The sequence below is a fragment of the Acidovorax sp. BL-A-41-H1 genome, assembly GCF_051942715.1.
The window spans coordinates 351,157-375,776 of record NZ_JBPVJQ010000005.1; the positions used below are offsets into that span (position 1 = coordinate 351,157).

Annotated in this window: 29 protein-coding genes; 26 read left to right on the forward strand and 3 right to left on the reverse strand. The window is 65.5% G+C overall.

The annotated features are described in order from the left end of the window. Positions 1-60 precede the first annotated feature (60 nt). The 16 genes from ACTPOI_RS12710 to ACTPOI_RS12785 all read left to right on the forward strand — a co-directional run bounded on the left by ACTPOI_RS12710 (position 61) and on the right by ACTPOI_RS12785 (position 15,074). Entirely contained in the window at positions 61-1,182 is a 1,122-nt protein-coding gene (locus ACTPOI_RS12710) for an ImmA/IrrE family metallo-endopeptidase (RefSeq protein WP_440109320.1), read from the forward strand. Positions 1,183-1,194: 12 nt separating this feature from the next. Further along, positions 1,195-1,716: a hypothetical protein gene (locus tag ACTPOI_RS12715; protein ID WP_440109322.1), complete on the forward strand. Its 522-nt coding sequence runs from the start codon at positions 1,195-1,197 to the stop codon at positions 1,714-1,716. Between the two features lie 66 nt (positions 1,717-1,782). Beyond that, positions 1,783-4,047, forward strand: a complete 2,265-nt coding sequence (locus ACTPOI_RS12720) for a hypothetical protein (RefSeq protein ID WP_440109324.1) — start codon at positions 1,783-1,785, stop codon at positions 4,045-4,047. A gap of 106 nt (positions 4,048-4,153) precedes the next feature. After that, positions 4,154-4,417 (forward strand): helix-turn-helix transcriptional regulator, encoded by a 264-nt coding sequence (locus ACTPOI_RS12725; RefSeq protein ID WP_440109326.1) that lies wholly within the window; start codon positions 4,154-4,156, stop codon positions 4,415-4,417. A gap of 11 nt (positions 4,418-4,428) precedes the next feature. Beyond that, positions 4,429-4,911, forward strand: a complete 483-nt coding sequence (locus ACTPOI_RS12730) for a hypothetical protein (protein WP_440109328.1) — start codon at positions 4,429-4,431, stop codon at positions 4,909-4,911. Then, positions 4,908-5,753 carry an ATP-binding protein gene (locus ACTPOI_RS12735; RefSeq protein WP_440109330.1) on the forward strand — a complete coding sequence of 282 codons (846 nt, stop codon included), beginning with the start codon at positions 4,908-4,910 and terminating at the stop codon, positions 5,751-5,753. The genes ACTPOI_RS12730 and ACTPOI_RS12735 overlap by 4 nt, the downstream gene beginning before the upstream one ends. Positions 5,754-5,758: 5 nt before the next feature. After that, complete coding sequence (locus ACTPOI_RS12740) at positions 5,759-6,382, forward strand: hypothetical protein (RefSeq protein WP_440109332.1); 624 nt, start codon at positions 5,759-5,761, stop codon at positions 6,380-6,382. Between the two features lie 11 nt (positions 6,383-6,393). After that, the gene (locus ACTPOI_RS12745; protein WP_440109334.1) at positions 6,394-7,248 is read left to right on the forward strand and encodes a P63C domain-containing protein; all 855 of its coding nucleotides are present in this window, start codon (positions 6,394-6,396) and stop codon (positions 7,246-7,248) included. Next, on the forward strand, positions 7,245-7,745 hold the full coding sequence (locus ACTPOI_RS12750; protein WP_440109336.1) for a DUF6511 domain-containing protein: 501 nt from the start codon (positions 7,245-7,247) through the stop codon (positions 7,743-7,745). Before ACTPOI_RS12745 ends, ACTPOI_RS12750 begins: the two co-directional genes overlap by 4 nt. Further along, positions 7,742-8,476, forward strand: a complete 735-nt coding sequence (locus ACTPOI_RS12755) for a hypothetical protein (RefSeq protein ID WP_440109338.1) — start codon at positions 7,742-7,744, stop codon at positions 8,474-8,476. The genes ACTPOI_RS12750 and ACTPOI_RS12755 overlap by 4 nt, the downstream gene beginning before the upstream one ends. Then, positions 8,473-8,718 carry a hypothetical protein gene (locus ACTPOI_RS12760; RefSeq protein WP_440109340.1) on the forward strand — a complete coding sequence of 82 codons (246 nt, stop codon included), beginning with the start codon at positions 8,473-8,475 and terminating at the stop codon, positions 8,716-8,718. Before ACTPOI_RS12755 ends, ACTPOI_RS12760 begins: the two co-directional genes overlap by 4 nt. Continuing rightward, positions 8,715-11,012, forward strand: coding sequence for a phage/plasmid primase, P4 family (locus ACTPOI_RS12765; protein WP_440109342.1), 2,298 nt, complete (start codon positions 8,715-8,717; stop codon positions 11,010-11,012). Before ACTPOI_RS12760 ends, ACTPOI_RS12765 begins: the two co-directional genes overlap by 4 nt. 142 nt (positions 11,013-11,154) lie before the next feature. After that, positions 11,155-11,631 carry a crossover junction endodeoxyribonuclease RuvC gene (locus ACTPOI_RS12770; RefSeq protein ID WP_440109344.1) on the forward strand — a complete coding sequence of 159 codons (477 nt, stop codon included), beginning with the start codon at positions 11,155-11,157 and terminating at the stop codon, positions 11,629-11,631. Between the two features lies 1 nt (position 11,632). Beyond that, positions 11,633-12,055, forward strand: a complete 423-nt coding sequence (locus tag ACTPOI_RS12775) for a DUF6362 family protein (protein ID WP_440109346.1) — start codon at positions 11,633-11,635, stop codon at positions 12,053-12,055. A gap of 344 nt (positions 12,056-12,399) precedes the next feature. Beyond that, a complete protein-coding gene (locus tag ACTPOI_RS12780) occupies positions 12,400-13,815 on the forward strand; it encodes a site-specific DNA-methyltransferase (RefSeq protein ID WP_440109348.1) in 1,416 nt (471 codons plus the stop codon). Next, positions 13,812-15,074 (forward strand): site-specific DNA-methyltransferase, encoded by a 1,263-nt coding sequence (locus ACTPOI_RS12785; RefSeq protein ID WP_440109350.1) that lies wholly within the window; start codon positions 13,812-13,814, stop codon positions 15,072-15,074. The genes ACTPOI_RS12780 and ACTPOI_RS12785 overlap by 4 nt, the downstream gene beginning before the upstream one ends. On the opposite strand, the gene ACTPOI_RS12790 is transcribed toward ACTPOI_RS12785, so the two are convergent. The 3 genes from ACTPOI_RS12790 to ACTPOI_RS12800 all read right to left on the reverse strand — a co-directional run bounded on the left by ACTPOI_RS12790 (position 15,038) and on the right by ACTPOI_RS12800 (position 16,387). Further along, complete coding sequence (locus ACTPOI_RS12790) at positions 15,038-15,403, reverse strand: hypothetical protein (RefSeq protein ID WP_440109352.1); 366 nt, start codon at positions 15,401-15,403, stop codon at positions 15,038-15,040. The genes ACTPOI_RS12785 and ACTPOI_RS12790 overlap by 37 nt on opposite strands. Before the next feature lie 100 nt (positions 15,404-15,503). Further along, positions 15,504-16,085: a DUF3489 domain-containing protein gene (locus tag ACTPOI_RS12795; protein ID WP_440109354.1), complete on the reverse strand. Its 582-nt coding sequence runs from the start codon at positions 16,083-16,085 to the stop codon at positions 15,504-15,506. Positions 16,086-16,180: 95 nt separating this feature from the next. After that, positions 16,181-16,387, reverse strand: coding sequence for a DUF6900 domain-containing protein (locus ACTPOI_RS12800; protein ID WP_440109356.1), 207 nt, complete (start codon positions 16,385-16,387; stop codon positions 16,181-16,183). Positions 16,388-16,497: 110 nt separating this feature from the next. Here ACTPOI_RS12800 and ACTPOI_RS12805 point away from each other — a divergent pair, with 110 nt between their 5' ends. Genes ACTPOI_RS12805 through ACTPOI_RS12850 form a run of 10 tightly spaced genes read left to right on the forward strand, consistent with a single transcriptional unit; the run spans position 16,498 to position 24,619 of the window. After that, the gene (locus ACTPOI_RS12805; protein ID WP_440109358.1) at positions 16,498-17,070 is read left to right on the forward strand and encodes an elements of external origin; all 573 of its coding nucleotides are present in this window, start codon (positions 16,498-16,500) and stop codon (positions 17,068-17,070) included. Positions 17,071-17,072: 2 nt separating this feature from the next. Beyond that, positions 17,073-19,028 carry a phage terminase large subunit family protein gene (locus ACTPOI_RS12810; RefSeq protein ID WP_440109360.1) on the forward strand — a complete coding sequence of 652 codons (1,956 nt, stop codon included), beginning with the start codon at positions 17,073-17,075 and terminating at the stop codon, positions 19,026-19,028. A 29-nt stretch (positions 19,029-19,057) separates the two neighbouring features. Continuing rightward, complete coding sequence (locus ACTPOI_RS12815; RefSeq protein ID WP_440109362.1) at positions 19,058-19,549, forward strand: hypothetical protein; 492 nt, start codon at positions 19,058-19,060, stop codon at positions 19,547-19,549. Beyond that, positions 19,549-19,941 (forward strand): hypothetical protein, encoded by a 393-nt coding sequence (locus tag ACTPOI_RS12820; protein WP_440109364.1) that lies wholly within the window; start codon positions 19,549-19,551, stop codon positions 19,939-19,941. The genes ACTPOI_RS12815 and ACTPOI_RS12820 overlap by 1 nt, the downstream gene beginning before the upstream one ends. Then, the gene (locus tag ACTPOI_RS12825; RefSeq protein ID WP_218559705.1) at positions 19,941-20,162 is read left to right on the forward strand and encodes a phage head-tail joining protein; all 222 of its coding nucleotides are present in this window, start codon (positions 19,941-19,943) and stop codon (positions 20,160-20,162) included. The genes ACTPOI_RS12820 and ACTPOI_RS12825 overlap by 1 nt, the downstream gene beginning before the upstream one ends. Further along, a complete protein-coding gene (locus ACTPOI_RS12830; protein ID WP_440109366.1) occupies positions 20,162-21,667 on the forward strand; it encodes a phage portal protein in 1,506 nt (501 codons plus the stop codon). Before ACTPOI_RS12825 ends, ACTPOI_RS12830 begins: the two co-directional genes overlap by 1 nt. A 10-nt stretch (positions 21,668-21,677) precedes the next feature. Further along, positions 21,678-22,922: a S49 family peptidase gene (locus ACTPOI_RS12835; protein WP_440109368.1), complete on the forward strand. Its 1,245-nt coding sequence runs from the start codon at positions 21,678-21,680 to the stop codon at positions 22,920-22,922. Between the two features lies 1 nt (position 22,923). Further along, entirely contained in the window at positions 22,924-23,304 is a 381-nt protein-coding gene (locus ACTPOI_RS12840) for a head decoration protein (RefSeq protein WP_440109370.1), read from the forward strand. Between the two features lie 2 nt (positions 23,305-23,306). Then, positions 23,307-24,317: a major capsid protein gene (locus ACTPOI_RS12845; protein ID WP_440109372.1), complete on the forward strand. Its 1,011-nt coding sequence runs from the start codon at positions 23,307-23,309 to the stop codon at positions 24,315-24,317. After that, positions 24,317-24,619, forward strand: coding sequence for a head-tail joining protein (locus tag ACTPOI_RS12850; RefSeq protein WP_440109374.1), 303 nt, complete (start codon positions 24,317-24,319; stop codon positions 24,617-24,619). Before ACTPOI_RS12845 ends, ACTPOI_RS12850 begins: the two co-directional genes overlap by 1 nt. Position 24,620: the final 1 nt, after the last annotated feature.

Below are 24,620 nucleotides of genomic sequence, written 5' to 3' on the forward strand. Positions count from 1 at the left end.
AGCCTTTCTTGCGCAACTAAGTTTGCAAGAGTAGAATGACGTTTTCGGAGGTGCCAACCCATGCTCGACAAGATCTCGCACAAGCTGATCGGCTTCCGCGTGAAGGCGGCGCGCGAGGCCAAGGGCTGGACGCAGGATCAGCTCACCGAAGGCCTTGGCCTGAACGACCGCCAGTCGGTTTCCGACATCGAAAACGGCAAGCGCACGCTGCGTGCGGAGGAAATGCTTGCCCTGACCGATCTGCTGGATCGGGACATCGAATTCTTCATCGACCCTTTCGCCGTCGCGGGCGAAGCGCAATTCAACTGGCGTGCCGATCCCGGCGTGTCTGAGGACAGCCTGGACGGCTTCGAGCTGAAGGCTGGCCAATGGATCGGGCTGCTGCGCTGGCTGCGCGAACAGCGCGACAGCCGGGCCAGCGTGCTCAAGCGCGCCCTGCGCCTGTCTACCCAGTCGTCCTACGAGGATGCGCAGGAGCGCGCGGAAAGCTTGGCCGCAGAGCTCGACCTGGGCGTCATCCCTGCCGAGACCCTGATCGACAAGGTCGAGCGCGAACTGGACATCCCGGTGCTGTTCGTCGACACGGTCGAGACCGCAGACGGCAAGTCGATCTCCGGTGCAACCTGCCACCTGGAGGAGATGGGTGTCATCCTCATCAACCGCAACGAAAGCGAGGCTCGGCGCTTCTTTGACCTCGCCCACGAACTCTTCCACGCCCTGACGTGGGATGCGATGAGGCCCGAACACCGGGAGTCGAACTCTTTCGAGGAGCGCACCAAGGGCAAGCGCGTCGAGCAGCTGGCGAACAGTTTCGCGGCTGCGCTGTTGATGCCGCGTGCCTCGCTCGACAAGCTCATCGACAAGGAACGCGTCAACGACATCGCGCATCTGTGCGAGGTCGCAGCCCTGTTGCGAGTCGCGCCGGTGGCGCTGGCATGGCGGCTGTTCAACCTCAAGCTGATCGGTGAAGACACACGGTTAAGCCTCTCGCAAGAGAAGCAGCGCCCCTCCGTTTCCGGCGCGCCTAAGCGGTTCTCCGCGTCCTTCGTGAAGATGCTGCACGAGGCGCTGGAAAACGGACGGCTGTCGGCGCGCAAGGCCGCCAAAGCCATCGGCATTGGCCTTGGTGGGTTGACTGAGCTGTTCGGCCAGTACGACCTGCCCGCTCCGTTCGAGCTTTGAGGTGAATACCGTATGCCTCAAGTGCGCGTATTCGCTGACACGAACGTCATCCTCGAAGCATTTCGCACACGGTGCTGGACAGCCATCGCCACGCACTTCGCCGTCGAAACCGTCGAGAAATGCGTCGAGGAAACGCTGACCGGCGATCCCACCGATCCTCGCCATGTACCGGTTGCGTCCGCTGAACTGCACGCGGGCCTCACCGCCCGGCACCCCGTCACCCGCAAGGAACTGGCCGCGTTGGTCACCAGCCAGCCCGGATGCCTGACGCTGGACGACGGCGAAAAGCACCTGTTCGCATGGCTCCATGCCAGCAAGCTCCTGCCCAGCAACGTCATCGTCGTGACCACTGCCGACAAGGCGGCCCTGGTGGCATCGAATGGGCTGGGCTGGCTCAACTGCATGACCTCGCTGGAAGATCTCGCCCGCAAAGCGGGCGTCGGTCGCGTCAATCTCGACGCCTTGGCCTTGCAGTACCGCGAGGACTGGTTGTCCAGCATCAAGACCAAGATCATGTTGGGAATCATCCCGTGAATGTCGAACCGCGCTGACGGTGCCGAAGAGAGGAAGGCCACTCAGCATCAATCCAAGGAGCATCGAGTGGCCCAGAAGTCTCACAAGAACAACAAGCACATCGCCGAACTGATCGAATCGGCAACCGTCACCGCGATCCAGCTGCTGGCGCAGGTCGAAAAGTTCGCCATGCTCGGGGGCATCGATGCGTCTCTGCCTGATGATCAGGCGCGCACGGCGCTGCGCGAGCACATCCTCAAGATTAGGCGCGAGGACATCACCATTGCCGATCAGGAGGCCGTGCGACTTCTCCAGCTTGTCCGATTCCGTACCGAGGAAATGCTGGAGCACGCCTACCGGGAACTGGAATTCGAACAGCACGCGGAGATCGCTACCTTCGACAAGTCGGCGGATGCGATGACCCGGCTGATCTGGTTGCACGTCAAAGCGTCGCGCGTTTTCGACCAGATCGAGACCATCTACCTGACTCACCATTTCCACGGGCACAAGAAGTTCCTGGGGTTCACGGTGCGCGACGGCGATGGGCGCGACTTCCAGTGGACGCCGGAAGTCGAGAAAAAGCTGCACGAAGGCGTGGGCGAAATCCTCGAACTGGACGACGAGGCCAAGCAGAACTGCGAGCTGATTCACTTCGAGATGGACGAAGGCGATGCGGCCGCCAAGCGACGCATGCACTATCTGGTCGTCTATCACCCCGGAAAGATGAAGCTGCTGCGGCAGATGAAGGATCGTCGCCGCGACCTCCTGGTCTTCACACCCGCACTGGAAGCAACGCTGGTGTACGACCCGGCAGCGAACAAAGTGCATGTGCTCTCGGACAAGCGCGGCACGGCGCAACGCCTCGCGGATCGCTTCGTCGCGGTCGGCTTCGACAAACCGCTCTCGAAGCAGCCTGTCGGGGCAATCAGCTACGAGCTGGGCATGTTCAAGAGCTCGTTCAACCTGCGCACCGCAGCCGCCAAGGGTGCTGTGATCCTGGACGCATGGATTTCGTCGATCACCGTGACCCTCGGGCATACCCGGCACAGCGTCACTTTTGCGATGGCGAACAGCGACAGCGTCTGGAGCGTGTCCGACAAGCATTTCGGCGACCACAACCCCTTGTCCAGCTGTCGTTCCGTGATCGAGGTGAAGCTCTCGTTCTCGATCCGTTTCGACGGCGAGCAGGAATCGCGCGCACTGGACATCACGGTCGATCACCGGGGTTCGTGCAATCTGCTGAACCTGCCTGATCCACGTCTGCGCCAATGCGGTGAAGACATCCTGACTTCACTGGGCGTGATGAAGCGAGTCGAACCGGCGAAGGTCGGTGCCGACCTCGCGCTGTTCCGAGCCGAGATGAAGTTGCTCGATCTTGCAGGCCACGAGGCGGATGGACACCTGCTGACAGCGCTTGGTCTGACCGCCGCCGATCTGGTGAGCAAGGGTCTGCTCAGGCAGAAGGCTCCGGGCGACTACATCACCGTCCCTGTTGAGGATGACGACGGCCAGCAGGGGTTCCGCCGACTGAAGGTCATCTTCAACAGCACCAGCACTTCGGCGGTTGATGACGTCACCGACGAACGCTTCGACCTGGCTGAAGGCGACCTTTGCCGATACGACATCAACAAGGGCTACCTGCGGGAACGTCTCGACGAACTGCTTCGTCCCCAACTGGTCGACATGCCGTTGACCGTGGACGAAGAGGAGCCCTATGTGCTCGGCAACTACAGGATGGGCGATCAGCGCATTCCGGTCGCGCTGGTGTCCAGGCTGTGGGAGCCAAAGCACGCAGACAAACTCGACACAAAGCTGCGCCAGTCGAATCTCGGCCTCACCATCGTGTTGTCGACGACGGCGGGCCAGCCGCGCCGCTACCTTGGGCCCGGCATCGTTGTCTCATTGGACGCGCTCGCCAAGGACGCCAACGGTAAGGTGTCGATTGATCTCGCGCCGGTCGACGCTGAGATTCGTCGTCGGCAATCCGAAGCGTCCGTGATCGACACGCCGCGTTTGATCAAGGACGACGCACGCAGCGGCACGCTGCACGGGCCGTGGCCCGATCCGTGGACGCTGACCAAGAAGGAATGGCTCGATGTGGTCGAGGTGTTCGTCAATGGCTGGACATCCGGGCGGCGCAAATGGTCAAAGGCTCAGATCGAGTCTGCGTCGGGCGTTTCATTTCGCACGATGGCCGAATTGTTCCGGGGCGCACCGGAATGGCAGACGTATTTCCGTGGCGCAGATGGCAATGCCAAACCCCGCGTTTGGGAACTGAACATCGGCGCACCCGACTATGTAGGCTCCGCGCAAGCCACTGGCGACGAGACAGCGGAATCCGAAATGGCGTGAGGGACACGCCCTTGTAATTTCCGCGCGATTTCTGCGTGAAGGCTGCGAAATATCGCAAGCCTTGCGGCAAGAAAGTAGGAGCACCCCAACGAAAGGAGTGCTCCTCATGCAAAACCAAGTCCCTTCCATTCAATCCGGCCGGAAGCTGATCCGGCCCCTTCCGGACGGTGCCACCCGCATCGCCCTCGACGAAAACGAACTGGCCATCCGCTGGGGGCTTTCCGTCAAGACCCTGCGCCGCTGGCGGCAGGAACAGCTCGGCCCGGTTTTCTGCAAGCTCGGTGCCCGCGTCACCTACCTGATCTCCGAGATCGAAGCCTTCGAGCGTCGCGTTTCGCGGCACTCGACCTTCACTCGCGTGTACCAGTGAGGAGGACGGCCATGAGCGACCTGACCATCTTCCCCGCCGACCTCGCGGCCATGAGCATCGCCCAGTTGGCGGCGCTGCCGGTCACCGACTTCGTCGATGCCGAGCGCAACGTCGACGAGGCCTCCGCCTACCTCAAGCAACTGCGCACCAAGCTGGACGCCGCCAAGTTGCAGCGTTTCGGTGAGCAGGCGCGCGTCGCACTGCGTGACTCCGGGCGCGACTTCGGCACCGCCCACGTCAACGACGGCGCGTTGCACGTCAAGTACGAGCTTCCCAAGAAGGTGACCTGGAGCCAGCCCATTCTCAAGGAGATGGCCGAGCGCATCGTCGCCTCGGGCGACAAGGTGGAGGACTACATCGACATCAAATTGTCGGTGTCCGAGTCCCGCTATACCAACTGGCCAACGGCGCTGCAGGAGCAGTTCGCCGCCGCCCGCACGGTCGAAGAAGGCAAGCCGACCATCACCCTGACGCTCGATGGGGGTGTGGCATGAGCCTTCCCATCATCTCCGCGAAGCAGCGCATGGCCGAGCGCAAGGGCGTCAAGCTGCTGATGCTCGGCAAGTCCGGCATCGGCAAGACCACCCGGCTCAAAGACCTCGATCCGAAGACCACGCTGTTCATCGACATCGAGGCCGGTGACTTGGCAGTGGCCGACTGGCCGGGCGACACCATCCGACCGGCGTCCTGGCCCGAGAGCCGCGACTTCTTCGTGTTCCTCGCGGGCCCGGACAAGTCGCTGCCGCCGGAGTCTGCCTTCTCGCAGGCGCACTACGACCACGTCATCGAGAAGTTCGGCGACGCGACGCAGCTCGACCGCTACCAGACCTTCTTCCTCGACTCGATCACGCAGTTGTCGCGCCAGTGCTTCGCGTGGTGCAAGACACAGCCCGGTGCTACCAGCGACCGCTCCGGCAAGCCTGATCTGCGCGGTGCCTACGGCCTGCTGGGCCAGGAAATGGTGAGTGCCTTGACCCACCTGCAGCACGCACGCGGCAAGAACGTCGTGTTCGTGGCCATCCTCGACGAACGCCTCGATGACTACAACCGCAAGGTGTTCGTGCCGCAGATCGAAGGCAGCAAGACCAGCCTGGAGCTGCCCGGCATCGTCGACGAGGTCGTGACGCTGGCCGAGATCAAGGCCGAGGACGGTAGCGCCTACCGCGCCTTCGTCACCCACACCGTCAATCCCTACGGCTTCCCGGCCAAAGACCGCAGCGGTCGTCTCGACCTGCTGGAGCCGCCGCATCTCGGCGCGCTGATCGCCAAGTGCGCGGACGCACCTGCTACGCCCGCCAGAGCCGCCACCCCCACACACATCGAATCTCAGGAGTAATCGCAATGACCGCATGGAATGACTTCAACGACGCCGACGCCCAGCAATCCGGCTTCGATCTGATCCCCAAGGGCACCACTGTCCCGGTGCGCATGACCATCAAGCCCGGTGGCTACGACGACCCGTCGCAGGGCTGGGGCGGCGGCTACGCCACCGAGTCCTTCGAGACCGGCTCCATCTATCTTGCGGCCGAATTCGTGGTCACCGCTGGCGACCATGCCAAACGCAAGATGTGGTCGAACATCGGCCTGCACTCCAAGAAGGGCCCGACCTGGGGCCAGATGGGGCGCAGCTTCATTCGCGCCGCACTCAACAGCGCACGCAACGTCCACCCGCAGGACAACGGCCCGCAGGCCGCCGCCGCACGCCGCATCCAGGGCTTCAACGAACTGGATGGCCTGGAGTTCCTGGCCCGCGTCGACATCGAGAAGGACGGCAAGGGCCAAGACCGCAACGTGGTCAAGGTGGCGGTCGAACCGGATCACCCCGACTACGCCAAGTTGATGGGCGTGCCGCCCAAGGCGTCGGGCGGCGGCACGTCCGGCGCTCCGGCGCAGGCAGCCCCCGCGTATCAAACACCGGCTCCACAACGCGCACCCGTGACGGGCAAACCGTCGTGGGCGCAGTGAGGGAGGCCGCCATGAGCGCATCCACCCTCAGTGCCAGCCACTGCGGCGTCGTGCATTTCGGCGACCTCGACTGCGAGGCGGTCGTGCTCACCACCGGCGAGCGCGGCTACGTCCGCAAGCAGGTGGCCAAGCTGCTCGGCGTCCACGAGAACAACACGGGTCACCGTTTCCGCCAAATTTTGGCCGACTTCTCGCCTAAGTCATTGTCAGAGCTGGACAAATTTGAATCACCGATTTCGCTGCCCAGCGGCCGGCGGGCGCAGTTCTTCCCGGCGGGCGTGATCACCCAGATCGCCTCCGGCGTGATTGATGCCGCGCTCGACCACACGCTGCACCGTGCGCGCAGGAAGCTGGTGCCCAACTGCATGAAGATCATGCGCGCGCTCGCCACCACCGGCGAGGTCGCGCTGATCGACGAGGCCACCGGCTACCAGCACCACCGCGCGCCTGATGCGCTGCAGGAGCTGATCTCCAAGTTGCTGCGCCAGTCCTGCGCGTCATGGGAGCGGCGTTTCCACCCGGACTACTACCGGGCGCTGTACCGCCTCTTCAACTGGCGGTACCAGGGGCACGAGCAGAACCCGCCCCACGTCATCGGCCAGATCACCTTGCGCTGGGTCTACGGGCCGGTGCTGCCGGAGGACTTGCTGGGCGAGATCCGCAACCGCAAGGGCATCTCGCAGAAGCACCACCAGTGGTTGTCCGAGCAGGGGCTGGCGCATCTTGAATCGCAGATTCACGCGGTCACCGCGATTGCGCGCAGCTCGATGAACTACCGCGATTTCGCCCGCCGCTGCGAAGCCGCGTTCGCTGGCGCTGCCCTGCAGTTGGGCCTGCTGCTCGATGAACTCGAGGAGGGGGCGTGAAATGCTGGGTCTGCAAACGACAAGCACGCGGCTACGGCCACACGGACGGTCGCTTCAAGACCGCCGATCCGCGCCGCTACGTGCTCGACTGGGTGTTCTGCTCGCGCCGCTGTCAGGACGCGTTTCATGGGCTGTACAGCAACTGGCAGCGCGCCAAGGAAGGCCGCATCGACCAGACGGAGGTCGCCATGATCGATCCGTCTGATGTCGAACTGGCCGCGATGCGCCAGTGCCTCAAGGCCTTCGGCGAGGCTGCGGGCGAGATCGGGTTTGCCAAGCCGCTGGGCGACTACTCCGAAACCGAAGCGCTGCAGGTGATCGACGCCATCGTCACCTGCTGGTCGGACGCGATGGTCGCGCACCACGAGGCCACCAAGTTCCCGCCCGTGCGGGGCTTGCCGCCGACGCCCGATCCGCTGGCACCCGACGCTGCCAATCCGTTCGCCGATCTGGAGGACGACCTGCCGTGGGACGAGCCGAAGGGGAGGAAGCCATGATGGACTTCAATTCCTCGGCCAGCCTCTCCGGCCAGATCACGGCGCTGATTGACATCGGCATGCAACGTGTGCGTGCGCAGCAGACCGCACGCGACTACCTCGGCGCGTCGCGTCTGGGAGCGGCTTGCGAGCGCGCGTTGCAGTTCGAGTACGCCAAAGCTCCGGTCGATCACGGGCGCGACACCCAGGGCCGGATGCTGCGCATCTTCGAGCGCGGCCACCTCATGGAGGACTGCATGGTGGCGTGGCTGCGCGACGCGGGCTTCGACCTGCGCACCCGCAAGCCCGATGGCGAGCAGTTCGGCTTCTCCGATGCGCACGGTCGCCTGCGCGGCCACGTCGATGGCGTGATCGTCGGCGGGCCGGACGGTTTCCACTATCCCGCGCTGTGGGAGAACAAGTGCCTCGGCGCGAAATCGTGGCGCGAACTGGAAGCCAAGGGCCTCGCGGTCGCCAAGCCGGTGTACGCGGCGCAGGTCGCGCTCTATCAGGCGCATCTGCAACTGCACGAGCACCCGGCGCTGTTCACCGCGATCAACGCCGACTCGATGGACATCTACGTCGAGCTGGTGCCCTTCGATGGCGCGCTCGCGCAGCGGATGACGGATCGCGCGGTCAAGGTCATCTCCGCGACCGAAGCCGGTGAGCTGCTGCCGCGCAGCTTCCACGAACCCACTCACTTCGAATGCCGGATGTGCGCATGGCAAGACCGGTGCTGGAGAACCCCATGAGCGACGACACGCAATTCATCGGCGACGTCGAACCGATGATCGACGCCAAGCAAGCTGCTGCCGCGCTGCGCTTGCCGTACTACTGGTTCGCCGACCCGCAGATGCGCAGCAAGTACAAGATTCCCCACTACCTGATGGGCGGTCTGGTGCGCTATCGCCCGTCCGAACTGTCTGCGTGGGCGGCGCGCAGCACCGTCGCGCAGGGGCGCGACGGAGACACCGATGGCGTGGAGGCCGAATGACTCTCGACTTCAACGACATCGCGCCACTGCCCGATCACAACCGCCGCACCCTCAGCGACGCCGAGCGCGAAGAGCTTCGTGCCGACTTGCTCGCACGACTTGAATCCGTTCTGTTCACTTTGTTCCCTGCGGGCAAGAAGCGCCGTGGCAAGTTCCTGATCGGCGACGTGCTGGGCAGTCCGGGCGACAGCCTCGAAGTGGTTCTCGATGGCGACAAGCAAGGGCTGTGGACGGATCGCGCTACTGGCGACGGCGGCGACATCTATGCGCTGATAGGTGCGCACCTCGGCATCGACGTGCTGCACGACTTTCCGCGCGTGCTCGACGCCGTTGCCGATCTGCTCGGACGCTCGCGTTCCGCACCGGTGCGCAAGACCAGCAAGAAGGACGTGCCGGTCGACGAGCTCGGCCCCGCCACCGCCAAGTGGGACTACCTCGATGCTGCGGGGCATCTCATCGCCGTCGTCTACCGCTACGACCCGCCCGGGCAAAAGAAGCAGTTCCGGCCCTGGGACGCCAAGCGGCGCAGGATGGCACCGCCCGATCCGCGCCCGCTCTACAACCAGCCGGGGATGAGCAGTGCCGCGCAGGTGGTGTTGGTCGAAGGCGAAAAATGCGCGCAGGCCTTGATCGACGCGGGCATCGTGGCCACCACGGCGATGCACGGCGCGAACGCCCCGGTCGACAAGACCGACTGGTCGCCGCTTTCAGCCAAGGTGGTGTTGATCTGGCCCGACCGCGACAAACCGGGCTGGGACTACGCGGCACAGGCGGCGCAGGCCATCCTGTCGGCGGGTGCGAAGTCCTGCCACATCCTCTATCCGCCCGAGGAAGCTGCCGAGGGCTGGGACGTGGCGGACGCCATCGCCGAGGGCTTTGATGTCGCTACCTTCCTCACCCACGGGCCGCGCCTGCAGATGCACGACGTGGCCGATGACGTCGATCCGGTGGTCAGCAGCGACGAATCTGTCTGGGGCACCGAGGACGCGCTGGCGCTGTCCTTCACCCGCCGCTACCACCGCGACTGGCGCTACGTGGCTGCGTGGGGTCGCTGGCTGGTGTGGGACGGTCAACGCTGGCGCGCCGAGGACACGCTGGCCGCCACCGACCTGATCCGCAGCGTTTGCCGCCAGACCGCCGTGCGCGCCGACAACCCCAAGGTCGCCGCCAAGTTGGCCAGCGCCAGCACGGTCGGTGGTGTGGAGCGGCTGGCGCGGGCAGACCGCAGGCACGCGGCCACCACCGACGAATGGGACGCCGACCCGTGGCTGCTCAATACACCCGGTGGCGTGGTCGATCTCAAGACCGGTCGCAAGCGCGCGAACGACCGCGCCGACCGGATGACCAAGATCACCACGGCCACGCCGGGTGGCGACTGCCCGCAGTGGATGGCATTCCTGTCTGACATCGCGGGCGGCGATGTTGATCTGCAGACCTACCTGCAGCGGATGGTCGGCTATTGCCTGACCGGCGTGACCAGCGCCCACGCGCTGTTCTTCCTGTACGGCACGGGTGCCAACGGCAAGAGCGTGTTCGCCAACGTCATCAGCACCATCCTCGGCGACTACGCCGCCACGGCGTCGATGGACACCTTCGTCGAGACGCGTGGTGACCGCCATCCGACCGATCTGGCGGGCCTGCGCGGCGCGCGCTTCGTGACGGCCATCGAAACCGAGCAGGGGCGGCGCTTGAACGAGTCCAAGGTCAAGGCCATCACGGGCGGCGACAAGATCTCCGCGCGCTTCATGCGCCAGGACTTCTTCGAGTACACGCCGCAGTTCAAGCCGGTGATCGTGGGCAACCACAAGCCCGCCATCCGCAACATCGACGAAGCGATGAAGCGGCGCATGCACATGATTCCCTTCACAGTGACGATTCCGCCCGAGCGGCGCGATAGCCGCCTGACCGAGAAGCTGCTGGCCGAACGCGACGGGATTCTGGCGTGGGCCGTGGCCGGGTGTCTTGCGTGGCAGCGCGAAGGCTTGAAGCCGCCCGCCAGCGTGGTGTCGGCGACCGAGGAGTATTTCGAGTCCGAGGATGCGCTGGGGCGCTGGCTCGATGAACGCTGCGTGCGCGCGCCCAACGCCAAATCGCTGACCGCCGAACTGTTCACCGACTGGAAGCAGTGGGCCGAGGCCGCCGGGGAGTTCATCGGCGCGCAACGGCGCTTCTCCGATCTGCTGATCACGCGCGGGATCGAGAAGTGGCGCAACGGCATGGGCGTGCGCGGGTTCCAGGGCATTGGCCTCAAGCACCCGCCGATGCCCGCCTACACCCCCTACGCGGACAACTGACCCCCATGAAGACCACGTCGTCTGACGCAGCTGACGCATTTGCTCGTAACTCTCTATACGCGTGCGCGCGTGCGCGCCTCACGGAGAGTTTCGGTATTCCGTGTCAGCTGCGTCAGACCTGCACCGGACAAGGACTGACACCATGACCACCACCATCCTCGCCCTCGATCTGGGCACCACCACCGGCTGGGCGCTGCGGGGCAGCGACGGCCACATCACCAGCGGTTCCGAGAGCTTTCGTCCGCAACGATTCGAAGGCGGCGGAATGCGCTTCCTGCGCTTCAAGCGCTGGCTCACCGAGATCAAGCAATCCTGCGACGGCATCGACTGCCTGTACTTCGAGGAAGTCCGTCGCCACGTCTCGACCGACGCGGCGCACGCCTACGGCGGCTTCCTCGCCACGCTCACCGCGTGGTGCGAACACCACCAGATCCCTTACCAGGGCGTGCCCGTGGGCACGATCAAGAAGCACGCCACCGGCAAGGGCAACGCCAGCAAGGACGAGATGGTGGCGTCCGCCCGTGCCCGTGGTCATGCCCCGGCCGACGACAACGAAGCCGACGCGCTGGCCCTCCTGCACTGGGCTGTCCACCACCACGACCTTGGACAGGAGGTGTGACGTGGCCCGCAACGACTGGACGATTGAGGACGTGGCAGCACGCTTCGAGGAAGCCGCCAGCACCGGACGACGCCTGCCACCGGTGCGTGTGCAGGGCTACTTCAACACCTGGCCCATCATTGTGCGCAAGGAGTGGGAAGCCTTTGCCGCCGACGAGCACGTCTACCGACCCTTCCCACCCACACCCGACGCCGTTGCCCGGATGCTGGAGACGATGAAGTGGGTGCAGTGGCTGGAGGTCGAGCAGCGCCATCTGGTGTGGATGCGGGCCAAGCGCTACGGCTGGCGCGACATCACGATCCGCTTTGCTTGCGACCGAACGACGGCGTGGCGGCGCTGGCAACGGGCGCTGGAGATCGTCGCCGAGAAACTCAACGGCGAAGGCCTCCGCCTGCCTTCCAAAATCGTGGGCCAAGCAGGGTAATGCTTGCCGCGTTTGTCCTTCGTTTCCTGCGTTTGTCCCTTTTGACGCTCGTCGAGCCTGCAACAAAACAGCACGGCCGGGGGTAGTATTTCAGCTATCTTCTGGACAGCGGTGACGGTTCGGCGAGCGGCCCGAGGTGAAAGGGGTCCTTCCTGCCGAAAGTCCCATGCGGGGGGCGCGAGCGCGACGCTTTTTTAGCGTCAGGGCGCGGACAAGGTTACCAGTCGGCAGGTTACCGGCCTCGGTTACCACCCCCTGGCGCAGTTACCACCCCACCAGAATCTTCATTCACTCAACCCGCCCGGCGGCAACGCTCGGCGGGTTTTGCTTTTGGGACTTCCACTTTGAACACGCTCAACGTCGAGTACCGCAAGGTCGAGGCGCTGATTCCCTACGCCCGCAATCCGCGCACGCACGCCGAAGGCCAGATCGCCAAGATCGCGGCCAGCATCGTCGAGTACGGCTGGACGAACCCGATCCTGGTCGATGCCGACAACGGCATCATCGCCGGGCACGGGCGTCTGGCCGCAGCCCGTAAGCTCGGGCTGGATCAGGTTCCGGTGATCGAGCTGGCGCATCTGACCGTCGCGCAGAAACGGGCGCTGGTGATCGCCGACAACCGGCTGGCGCTTGATGCGGGCTGGGACGAAGAGATGCTGGCCCTGGAGCTGGCCGATTTGTCCGAGGCCGGGTACGACCTTGCCCTGACCGGTTTCGAGGATGCCGAGATTGAAGCGCTGCTCACGGGTGAGGTGACCGACGACGGTACCGACCCGGAGCCGGATACCGACGAGCAGGACGCAGCGGACGACGTGCCGGATGCGCCGGTCGTGGCGGTGTCGCGCCCCGGCGATGTCTGGGCCATCGGGTCGCACCGGCTGATCTGTGGCGACGCCACCGACCGGGGCGTGGTCGCGGCACTGATGGACGGCGACACCGCTCGCCTGTGCTTCACCTCGCCGCCCTACGGCAACCAGCGCGACTACACCTCGGGCGGGATCACCGATTGGGATGGCCTGATGCGTGGTGTGTTCGCGCACCTGCCGATAACGGGCGATGGGCAGGTGCTGGTCAACCTTGGCCTCATCCACCGCGACAACGAGGTGATCCCGTATTGGGATGCGTGGCTCGGCTGGATGCGTCAGCAGGGTTGGCGGCGCTTCGCGTGGTACGTCTGGGATCAGGGGCCGGGAATGCCCGGTGACTGGGCAGGACGCTTCGCCCCGAGCTTCGAGTTCGTTTTCCACTTCAACCGCGAAAGCCGCAAGCCGAACAAGATCGTGCCCTGCAAGCACGCCGGGCAGGAATCGCACCTGCGCGCCGACGGGTCGTCCACCGCGATGCGCGGCAAGGATGGCGAAGTGGGTGGCTGGACGCACAAGGGCCTGCCGACGCAGGACACGCGCATCCCCGACAGCGTGATCCGCGTGATGCGCCACAAGGGCAAGATCGGTCAGGACATCGACCACCCCGCCGTGTTCCCGGTCGCGCTGCCGGAGTTCGTGATCGAGGCCTACACGGACGTGGGCGATATCGTGTTCGAACCCTTCGGCGGCAGCGGCACCACGATGCTGGCGGCCGAGCGCACGGGCCGCGTCTGCCGCAGCGTGGAAATCGCGCCGGAGTACGTGGATGTCGCCATTAAACGCTTCCAGCAGAACCACCCCGGTGTGCCGGTCAGCTTGATCGCCACCGGTCAGTCCTTCGCGCAGGTCGCCGCCGAGCGCGCCGCCACCCTTGATGCCGAGGTGATGGCATGAACTGGCTGGCCGAAAAGATCGAGCAGTGGCCGACCACCAAGTTGCTGCCCTACGCCCGCAACGCGCGCACCCACTCCGAGGAGCAGGTGGCGCAGATCGCTGCCAGCATCGCCGAGTTCGGCTTCACCAATCCGATCCTCGCGGGCAGCGACGGCATCATCGTCGCTGGCCACGGTCGGCTGGCCGCCGCCCAGAAACTCGGGCTGGAGATCGTGCCGGTGGTCGTGCTCGACCACTTGAGCCCCACCCAACGCCGGGCCCTGGTCATCGCGGACAACCGCATCGCCGAGAACGCAGGCTGGGACGACGCGATGCTGCGGATCGAACTGGAAGCCTTGCAGCTGGACGGCTTCGACCTCGACATCACCGGCTTCGACGCCGACGCCCTGGCCGAACTGATCGCGGGCGACGAGCCTGACAACGAGAGGCAGACCGATGAGGATGCGGTGCCCGAAGTCTGCGAGACGCCGATCTCGCGTCCGGGCGATGTCTGGGTGCTCGGCCCGCACCGGCTGCTGTGTGGCGATGCCACCGTGGCGGCAAGCTACGAGGCCTTGCTGCAAGGCGAGCCGGTCGATATGGTCTTTACCGATCCGCCGTACAACGTGAACTACGCCAACAGCGCCAAGGACAAGATGCGCGGCAAGGATCGCGCGATCCTGAACGACAACCTGGGCGACGGGTTCTACGATTTCCTGCTGGCGGCGCTGACCCCCACCGTGGCGCATTGCCGGGGCGGGATCTACGTGGCGATGTCGTCGAGCGAACTGGATGTGCTGCAGGCCGCCTTCCGCGCTGCCGGTGGCAAGTGGTCGACGTTCATCATCTGGGCCAAGAACACCTTCACGCTGGGCCGTGCCGATTACCAGCGCCAGTACGAGCCAATCCTCTATGGCTGGCCCGAGGGGGCGACACGCCACTGGTGTGGCGACCGCGACCAGGGCGACGTCTGGAACATCAAGAAGCCGCAGAAGAACGACCTGCACCCGACGATGAAGCCGGTGGAGTTGGTCGAACGCGCGATCCGCAATTCGAGCCGACCCGGTAACGTGGTGCTCGACCCCTTCGGTGGCTCGGGCACGACCTTGATCGCCGCAGAGAAGTCAGGCCGCGTTGCGCGGCTGATCGAACTCGATCCGAAGTACGTGGACGTGATCGTGCGCCGGTGGGAAGACTTCACCGGCAAGCAGGCCACCCACGAGGCGAATGGCGCGGCGCTCGATCAGGCGGCGAGCGACTCGTCGAGGATCTCGCAGTGAATCACGAAGCCCGTCAGGTAAGGCAGGCCGCGCGGGATGCCGTACTGCTTGCTGGTCTGGCGGCCAATCGTCCAGCCCATCCAGCGCTCCGTGGCGGCGTTGATCGCGTTCGCCAGGGGCTGGCCCTGATAGAGCCCGTTCTGGACGTCGTCCGCAAAGTGGCGTCCGTGGCGGCTGTCGAGGAAGACCCGTACCGATTCGAAGGGCTGGCCGGTGGCGTCCGAGATGGCGCTCATCGCCAGGGGCCACGCGGCGCTGGCGTGCTCGTTCATCGTGCCCCAAAAGCCCCAGGCGTCGTTCTGGGTGGCGGGGATCTGGATGCTGGTCATGGTGGTTTCTCCTTCGGGTTGATCGTTGCGATACCCGTAGTAACGCGCTGTTCGATTGAGAAGCCAAGCGCTGCTTGGCCTCTTTCTCTATCTTTCTCGATTAGGCGATGCGGTAGACCCGCTCGCCGCCCTGCGGCTTGTCCGACACGATGGTCAGGCCGAGCTTTTTCTTGAAGGCTCCGGCAAAGGTGCCGCGCACCGTGTGCGCCTGCCAGCCGGTGGCGGTGCAGATCTGGCCGATGGTTGCGCCCTCGGGACGCTGCAGCATCCGGATCACTTCGGACTGCTTGCTGTTGTCGCGGGTGCGAGGCGCTTTGACGGGCGTTTTGAAGGACGCCTCGGCTTGGGCGACGGCGGCTTCGAGCTCTGCGTCCGCGTCTGCGGTGTCGTCCTGTGCCGCTTCGGCGTTGGCAATGATCGCGTCGAGTTTGGCCTCGAACTTCGAGGTGTGCTCGGCGTTGACCTGGGGGCGCTTCATGCCCAAGGCGTCATAGCCCTCAGCGGCGACGCACCAGCCCTCGCCGTCAGGCGTGATCAGGGCGCGATTGAACATTCCTTCGAGCACCTTTTTGCGCGCGCCGCCTTTGATGTTGTCGGGGAACCAGTCGATCTTGCCGCCGCTGGTGTTGATGGCCTTGGCGAGGATGGCGTGCTGGGCCGGGGTGAGTTGGGTGGTGGTCATGGGCTGCTCCTTCGGGGGTGGTGGATGACGATGTGATGAACGCGCTGTTCGGGAGTGAAGCCAAGCGCTTTCCGCTTGGTTTCGTGGATTTCCGATCAGTCCTTGGCGATCTCCGCGTCCGTGGCTTTCGAGCTCGACGCGCCGAGTTCGACGCCCGCCTTGAAGGCTGCTTCCAGCGCGTCCCGGATGCACCACACCGCCGTGTCGTGGAAGTCCAGGCTGTCGGCGTGGCGGGTTTGCAGGGTGTCGATGCCCAGATGCTTCTGGGCGATCAGGGTGAGGATGGTGTCGATCTGGCTCATGGCGTGTTCCTTTCGGGGTTTGGTTGGCGTGACGTGATGAACGCGCTGTTACCGATGGAAGCCAAGCTCAATCCGCAGGAATGACGAACAGATGATTGAAGAAGGTGACGATGGGACTCTCGATTCGCGCCTACGCGCGCCACCGTGGCGTGTCGCACGTGGCCGTGAAGAAGGCCATCGACACCGGGCGGATCACCGCACTGCCTGACGGCACGATTGATCCGGATGCGGCGGACGCCCAGTGGGCACAAAACACATTGCAGCCGCGCCGTGCCGCTGCGCAGGAGAAGGTCAGCACCACAAAGGCGCGAACCGCGCCCGCAACAGGGCCCGCCGAAGCAACACCGCAGCGCGATGTCGCCGACACCAGCACAGCGCCGATGTCGGCGGGAGGTACCTCGCTGTTGCAGGCGCGCACGGTCAACGAGGTACTGAAGGCCAAGCTCAACAACCTGGAGCTGGCACACCGAAAGAAGGAGCTGGTGGATCGGGCGCAGGCCGTGGCCCACGTATTCAAGCTCGCGCGCATCGAGCGCGACGCGTGGTTGAACTGGCCCGCGCGCATCTCGGGGCAGATGGCCTCCGCGCTTGGCCTTGATGCGCACACGATGCACGTCACGCTGGAAGCCGCCGTGCGCGAGCACCTGATCGAACTGGGCGAGCTGCGCCCGCGCGTGGATTGACGATGGACGATTACGAAGGCGCTGTTGAGATCGAACGCGCGTGGCGCGACGGCTTGACGCCTGATCCGCTACTCACCGTGTCGGAATGGTCGGATCGCCATCGGATGCTCTCCAGCAAGGCGTCCGCCGAACCCGGGCGCTGGCGCACCAGCCGCACGCCGTACCTGAAGGCGATCATGGATTGCCTGTCGCCGACCTCGCCGGTTGAGCGCGTGGCGTTCATGAAGGCCGCTCAGCTCGGTGCGACCGAAATGGGCTCGAACTGGATCGGCTACGTGATCCACCACGCACCGGGGCCCATGATGGCCGTCTGGCCGACTGTGGAGATGGCCAAGCGCAACTCGAAGCAGCGGATCGACCCGCTGATCGAGGAGTCGGCGGCGCTGGCGGAATTGATCGCGCCCGCACGCAGCCGGGATTCGGGCAACACGATTCTGGCCAAGGAGTTCCGGGGCGGCGTGCTGGTGATGACCGGCGCGAACAGCGCGGTGGGCCTGCGCTCGATGCCGGTGCGCTACCTGTTCCTCGACGAGGTCGACGGCTACCCGTTGGACGTCGAGGGCGAAGGCGATGCAATTTCGCTGGCCGAGGCGCGCACGCGCACCTTCGCGCGCCGCAAGATCTTCATCGTGTCGACGCCGACGATTTCGGGGGCAAGCGCCATCGAGCGCGAGTACGAAGCCAGCGACCAGCGCCGCTACTTCGTGCCGTGCCCACACTGCAACCACCCGCAGTGGTTGCGCTTCGAGCAACTGCGCTGGGACAAGGGTGCGCCGGAATCCGCCGCCTACATCTGCGAATCCTGCGACACCGCGATTGCCGAGCATCACAAGACGTGGATGCTGGAGCACGGCGAATGGCGCTCGATGGCACAGGGCAAGACGGCAGGCTTTCACCTGTCGTCGCTGTACAGCCCGGTGGGCTGGCGATCCTGGCGTGACATCGCTGCCGCGTGGGAAGCCGCCGTCAACAAGGAGTCGGGGTCGGCCGCCGCGATCAAGACCTTCAAGAACACCGAACTCGGTGAGACGTGGGTCGAGGAAGGCGAAGCGCCCGACTGGCAACGGCTGGTCGAGCGCCGCGAGGAGTACCACATCGGCAGCGTACCGCAAGGCGGTCTGCTGCTGGTTGGCGGCGCGGACGTGCAGAAGGACCGCATCGAAGCCTCGGTCTGGGCCTTCGGGCGCGGCAAAGAATCGTGGCTGGTCGAGCACCGCGTGCTGATGGGCGATACCGCCCGCGACGCGGTGTGGAAAGCCCTGGCCGCGATGCTGGCCGAGCAGTGGACGCACGCATCGGGCGCGGCGATGCCGCTGGCGCGCTTCGCGCTGGACACCGGCTTTGCCACGCAGGAGGCCTACGCCTTCGTGCGTGCTTGCCACGATGCGCGCGTGATGGCGGTCAAGGGCGTGCCGCGCGGCGCGGCCCTGATCGGCACGCCCACGGCCATCGATGTCTCGCAGGGCGGCAAGAAGCTGCGCCGGGGAATCAAGGTGTTCACGGTAGCGGGCGGCATCGCCAAGCTGGAGTTCTACAACAACCTGCGCAAGAGCGCGGACGTTGGCGAGGACGGCTTGACCCCGGTGTTTCCTGCCGGGTTCGTCCATCTGCCGAAGATCGATGCTGAGTTCATCCAGCAGCTCTGCGCCGAACAACTGATCACCCGCCGCGACCGCAACGGCTTCCCGGTGCGCGAGTGGCAAAAGATGCGCGAGCGCAACGAAGCGCTCGACTGCTACGTCTACGCCCGCGCGGCCGCGTCCAGCGCGGGACTGGATCGCTTCGAGGAACGCCACTGGCGCGAGCTGGAGCGGCAACTGGGGGTAGCACCCCCACCGGATGAGCCACCGCCCATCCACGATATCGAATTGAACGAGGCCACCCAACGCGGTGGCCTCGCTGCTTCTGGCACCCGCAATACCGGCCGGCGCGTCATCCGAAGCCGTTGGCTTCGTTGACGGCGGCCGCTTCAAACCAAGGAGAACACATGAGTCTTGCCACCCGCATCGAGAGCCTGGTCATCCGGGTTGCCCAGGAGTTCAACGACGTCCGGACCACCGCTGGCAATCTCGCCAGCCTGTCCACCACCGACAAGTCGAGTCTGGTCGCGGCGATCAACGAGCTGAAAGCGGCGGTGCTGTCCGCCACCGCCATCGACGACAGCCAGATCGCCACCTCCACCACCTACTCGTCGAACAAGATCGTGTCGCTGCTCGACGCGCTCAAGGCCGACATCCTCGGTGGAGCTGACGCCGCCTACGACACCCTGGTCGAGATCCAACAGTTGCTGCAGAACGGCAGCACAGGTCTGGACGCGCTCCTGGCTGCAGTCAATCTCCGGGTGCGCTTCGACGCGGCACAGACCTTGACGGTCGCCGAGCAGCTGCAGGCCCGCATCAACATCGGTGCCGTGGCGGCCGTCGATGTCGGGAACACCGACACCGACTTCGTCGTGATCTTCGACGGGGCGCTGGCCTGATGAGCCTCGCGTCCAGCATCGCCGCTTTGGCGGCGCGCATCGGCTTCGAGGTCAAGACCAAGATCGACGACACACATCCTGGTCTTGCCCGGGTGTGGGTCAGCTTCGGCTACGTCAATGGTCAGGTCGTGATCGCCAGCGCGCGCAACGTCGCCAGCGTCGTGCGCACTGCGGCGGGCCGCTACCGCGTGCATTTCGCCGTGGCGATGCCCGACGCGAACTACTGCTGGACGGCGCTCGCACGCAGCAGCGTCAACGGCGGCCAACAGCGCGTGGCCGTCGTGCGGGCCAGCTCTGACCTCAAGACGGCCCAGTACGTCGACATCTCCTGCGCGACGCCTGCAACGTCGTTTGACGACTCCTCCGAAATCAATCTCGTGGTGTACCGCTGATGGCCTACACAGAAATCCAACTCCAGGCATTGGAGAGCGCGCTCGCCAAGGGCGAACGGCGGGTGACCTTTGCTGACAAGACGGTCGAGTACCGCTCGGTCGACGAGCTGATGGCTGCGATCCGCGAGGTCAGGCGCGGGCTGCTGCAGCAGGCGGCAGAAACCGGGCTGCTGCCCGGTGCGCCGCGCCAGATCCGGGTCACGACCTCCAAGGGGTTTTGATGGCCTGGTACTCCAAACTCCGAAGTCTCTTCGGTCAGCCTCCCGTCCACGAAGCGGCGGGGCGTGGCCGTCGCTCGCTGGCCTGGATGCCCGGCAACCCCGGCGCGGTCGCCGCGATGCTGGCGACCAGCAACGAACTGCGCGGCAAGAGCCGTGACCTCGTGCGCCGCAACGCATGGGCACAGGCAGGCATCGAAGCCTTTGTGGCCAACGCGGTCGGCACCGGCATCAAGCCCCAGAGCCTGTCGCCTGACGAGGCGTTCAAGGCCGAGGTGCAGGCGCTGTGGCGCGACTGGACGGCGGAAGCCGACGCCGCCGGTCAGACCGACTTCTATGGTCTGCAGGCGCTGGCCTGCCGCGCGATGCTCGAAGGCGGTGAATGCTTGATCCGCTTGCGGCCGCGACGCCCGGAGGACGGGCTGGTCGTTCCACTGCAACTCCAGTTGCTGGAGCCCGAGCACCTGCCGATCAATTTGAATACCGATCTGCCGTCGGGCAACGTGGTGCGCTCCGGTATCGAGTTCGACAGCCTGGGACGGCGCGTCGCCTACCACCTGTACCGCTCGCACCCCGAGGACGGGCGTTTGGCCCCGATGTCGGGCCAGGGCGGCATGGACACGGTGCGCATCCCGGCTGCGGAAATCATCCATTTGTTCCGCGTGCTGCGCCCGGGCCAGATTCGCGGCGAGCCGTGGCTGTCGCGGGCGCTCGTCAAGCTCAACGAACTCGACCAGTACGACGACGCCGAGCTGGTGCGCAAGAAGACCGCCGCGATGTTCGCGGGCTTCGTCACGCGCGCCAACCCGGAAGACAACCTGATGGGCGAAGGCAATGCGGACGCCGAAGGCATCGCATTGGCTGGACTGGAGCCGGGCACGCTGCAGATTCTGGAGCCCGGTGAGGACATCAAGTTCTCCGATCCGGCCGACGTTGGCGGTTCGTACTCCGAATTCCTGCGCACGCAGTTCCGGGCAGTCGCTGCCGCCATTGGCATCACCTACGAACAACTGACCGGCGATCTGACGGGCGTGAACTACTCGTCCATCCGCGCAGGGATGCTGGAGTTCCGGCGTCGCTGCGAGATGGTGCAGCACGGCGTGCTGGTGCATCAGCTATGCCGCCCGGTGTGGGCGGCGTGGATGAAGCAGGCCGTGCTCGCCGGGGCGCTGGATGCGCCGGGCTTCGCACGCGGCGGGTCTGCCCGCCGTCGCCAGTACCTCGCCGTGAAGTGGATTCCGCAGGGCTGGCAGTGGGTCGATCCCGAGAAGGAGCTCAAGGCGATGTTGCTGGCCATCCGTGCGGGCTTGATGTCGCGCTCGGAAGCCATCTCGGCCTTCGGCTACGACGCCGAGGATGTTGACCGCGAGATCGCCGCCGACAACCAGCGCGCCGACGACCTCGGCCTGATCTTCGATTCCGACGCTCGCTACACGTCGAAGGACGGCGGCAGCGCGGAACCCAACCGCAACGCCGCCGACGCATCTGGCAGCACTTCGACTGCCTGAAGGACTTCCCATGACCTTGCTGCCGCATCTGGCGGCGCGCCTCTTTGGCGTGCCGCTGGCGATCCATCGCCCAAAACTTGACGTGATCCTGGCCGTGCTCGGCCCCCGGGTCGGCCTTGCCGATCTGGCCGCCGCCCCCGGCTACACGCCGCCCCAACGTGATAGCAGCGCCACGTCCGGATCACCGCCCGGTGTGGCGGTCATTCCGATTCACGGCACGCTGGTGCGCCGCACCGTGGGGCTGGAAGCCGAATCGGGGTTGACCAGTTACACGGGCCTCGCCGCGCAACTGGACGCCGCCATCGGCAATCCGGCGGTGTCAGCCATCCTGCTCGACATCGATTCGCCCGGTGGGGAGTCGGGGGGCGTGTTTGATCTGGCCGACCGCATCCGCGCAGCCAGCCAGATCAAGCCGGTCTGGGCCGTGGCCAATGACATGGCCTTCTCGGCCGCCTACGCGCTGGCGTCCGCCGCCAGCCGGGTGTTCGTGTCGCGCACCGGCGGTGTCGGCTCGATTGGCGTGATCGCCATGCACGTCGACCAGTCCGAGAAGGACGCGCAGGACGGCGTTCACTACACCGCCGTGTTCGCGGGCGACCGCAAGAACGACCTCAACCCGCACGAGCCGATCTCCAGCGAGGCCCACGCCTTCCTGAAGGCCGAGGTCAATCGCATCTACGGTCTGTTCGTCGAAACGGTGGCCCGCCACCGGGGCATCGAGGCGTCCGCTGTCCGCGACACCGAAGCCGGTCTGTTCTTCGGACAGGCCGCCGTCGCCATGGGCCTTGCCGATGCCATCGGCACCTTCGACGAGGCGCTGGCGCAACTGCTCGCATCCCTTTCCCCCAACCCGACTCCGGTGGCTGTGGCCACGCGGGCGGGCTCTTTCTGCAACCACCCCAAGGAGTCACTGATGAATGATCGAACCGACCCCGCTTCTCTTGATCGGCCTCTTGCTGATCCTGCTGGCAGTCCTGCTCAACCGCCCGCCGCCACGCTGAGCGTGGCCGACGCCGTCGAGATCGCGCAGACCTGCACGCTTGCCGCACGCACCGACCTGATCGCGGGCTTTCTCGAAGCCAACACCGCACCCGGCACGGTGCGCAGCCGTCTTCTCTCGGCCAAGGCCGAGGCCAGTCCGGAAATCGTCAGCCGCATCGCGCCTGACGCCTCTCGTCCCCCACCCGCCAACCCGCTGATCGACGCTGCGAGGAACCTCGCGGCGCAGTCGTCCGCACTGAAGAAGGAGATCTGAAATGCCGACCGTTTTCACCGAGGCCATGAATCTGGGCGACCTGCTCAAGTTCGAAGCGCCCAACCTGTACTCGCGCGACCGCGTCACCGTGGCGGCAGGCCAGAACCTGCCGCTGGGTACGGTGCTCGGCATCGTCACCGCCAGCGGCAAGTACAAACAAATCGACCCGTCCGCCGAGGACGGCACGCAGGTCGCCGCCGGTGTGCTGCTGCAGAACTGCGACGCCACGCTGACCGACCGTGACAACGGCCTTGTCGTTGCGCGTCACGCCATCGTGTCCGACCACGCGCTGCAGTGGCCCGAAGCCATCACCGCCGCCGAGAAAGCCTCGGCCATTGCCCAGCTCAAGGCGTTGGGCGTCCTCGTCCGTCAAGGAGTCTGACCATGCAGAACATCTTCGAGAACCCGGCGTTTTCGATGTCGGCGCTGACCGCCGCCATCAACATCCTGCCCAACAACTACGACCGTCTGGCCCAGATGGGCCTGTTCGTCGACCGCCCGCAGCGCTTCCGCTCGATCATCGTCGAGCAGCAGAACGGCGTGCTGACCTTGCTGCCGACGATGCCCGTGGGCTCGCCCGGCACGGTCGGCGTGCGCGGCCAGCGCAACGTGCGCTCGTTCCACATCCCGCACATCCCGCACGATGACGTGGTGCTGCCCGAGGAGGTGCAAGGCATCCGCGCCTTCGGTTCGGAGACGGAACTGCAGACGGTGGCAGGCGTGATGGCGCAGCACCTGCAGACGATGCGCAACAAGCACGCGATCACCCTGGAGCACCTGCGCTTCGGCGCGCTCAAGGGGCTGATCCTCGATGCCGACGGCAGCGTGATCTACAACCTCTTCACGGAGTTCGGCATCACGCCGCAGACCTTTGCGTGGGACATCGCCGCGCACGACAGCGATTTCGACGTCGGCAAGGCCTGCCGCGACCTGCTGCGCTACGTCGAGGACAACCTGCAGGGCGAGCGGATGACCGGCATCCACGTCCTGGTCGGCAAGGACTTCTTCGAAGCGCTCACGACGCACGACGACGTGATCGCGGCCTACGAGCGCTGGCAGGACGGTCAGGCGCTGCGCACCGATATGCGTTCCGGCTTCACCTTCTGCGGCATCACCTTCGAGGAGCATCGCGGCCGCGCGACCGCACCCGGTGGCACCGTGCGCCGCTTCGTCGAGGAGGACGAAGGCCACGCCTTCCCGCTGGGCACGATGGACACCTTCGCCACCTACTACGCGCCCGCCGACTTCAACGAGACGGCCAACACAATGGCGCTGCCGCTCTACGCCAAGCAGGAACCGCGCAAGTTCGACCGGGGCACCGACCTGCACACGCAGGCCAATCCGCTGCCGCTGTGCCACCGCCCACAGTTGCTGGTGAAGCTGGAGATCGCGTGATGGGCCTCGTCGAACAGGTCTATGCCGCCGCCACCAACGCGGGCCTGCTGCGCGATTGCCATTGGCAGCCTGCCGATGGCTCGCCGATGCAGACGCACGCGGTCGGATTTTCCGAACCGGACGACACGGTGTTCGATGGGCTGGCCTCGACCACCGACCACCAGATGTCGTATCCGGCGTCGGTGTTTATGGGTCTGGCCCCGCGCGACACGGTGGAGATCGGCAGCGTGACCTATCAGGTGCGCGACATCCGGGCCGTCGGCGACGGCTCGGAGATGCGCGCCAAGCTCACAAGGCTCTGAC